The organism is Staphylococcus sp. EG-SA-2, from assembly GCF_017152085.1.
In genome coordinates this window covers 1-1247 of the sequence record NZ_JACYHC010000819.1, presented here as the reverse complement: position 1 = coordinate 1247, position 1247 = coordinate 1, and the positions used below count along the sequence as shown (strand labels likewise).

Sequence of the window (1247 nt, the reverse complement as noted above, 5' to 3'; positions counted from 1 at the left end):
CAGTTACAGTTACATTGCCAACGCCTTTTTCTCCTAATTCTTGAACACCGTTTTTATTAGTATCTTCCCATACGTAGTTACCAATTTTATATACTTCTTGACCAGCTCCGCCACTTTGGTTATTAGTAAATCCTAAAGCATTGCCAGTAGAAACGGATTTATTACCTGTTGAAGATAAAGTAGCCATTTGAACAAGTGTTGGGCTTTCGCTATTTGTATATTGGAATTTTGTATTAACCATTACAACATATGCTGATGTAATATCACCAAAATCAAGATTAACACTTTGATTTGATCCATACGTCATTTTATTTTTAAATTCATCAGTTACGTCTACCAAATCATTAGTATTAACGTCATATCCTTTATTCAATGTATATCCTTCAGGAACACGATATATTTTTATATTTGTAACATTTTGATTAATTTGACCAATATTAGTTGGATATTTCGGATGGTACGCTTCAACTTTTAACTTAGCACCTTTTAAATCCTTATCCATAGGATTAACATATACTACCTGGTTATAGTAACCAGGGTCTTCAACATTTCCTACATGAGAAACTGTCTCTGTAAAAGCTGATCCTATTGAATTATTGTCAGCTTCTTTATAAGCCGGATAAGTGATATCTGCTGTTGTAGTTGTAATTTGATTTCCAATAGTTACACTAAAAGGAACATCTTTCTTGTCAACAGGAATTGTATCTGCATCCATATAAATTGAGTAATTAATACCCATTTTTACTGAATTAAATCGATCAACATAATCTGTAAATGTATATGTAATTAAATTATTTGCAGTATCATGTTTTGCAGTCGCAATTGTTTCACCATTATTTGGATCTTTAATATCACCAATATTTTTAATATCTTCCGGATTCAATCCATATACTTGTACTGTATCTGAGTATTTAATTGTGAAATAATCACCTGATTTAACTTTGTCATCAACTGTAATTTGTGATTTTAATGATAAATAATCTTGGGCTGGTACAATCGTTTTGCTATTATCTGCATCAACGACAGTTAATGTTGTATTTGATGTGATTAAATCATTAACATTTTTAGAATCTGTTGAGTTTGGTTGTATTGCTGCCATACGCATTCTTGTATTCAAACTTTTAGGTGCTGTACTTTTTGGCAAAATGATATCTGCATTATTTTCATTATTTGAATTACTATTGTTATCAACAAGAGTTTCAGCATTACTCTTGATAGCATCACTTTTAACATTTAATGTAGTTGAT

1 protein-coding gene is annotated in these 1247 nt (G+C 30.5%); it reads right to left on the bottom strand.

Going from position 1 to position 1247, the window contains the following annotated elements:
- Nucleotides 1-1247 (bottom strand): fibrinogen-binding adhesin SdrG C-terminal domain-containing protein (locus tag IDG60_RS14805; RefSeq protein WP_206160849.1); only part of this gene is annotated, 1247 nt, incomplete at both ends.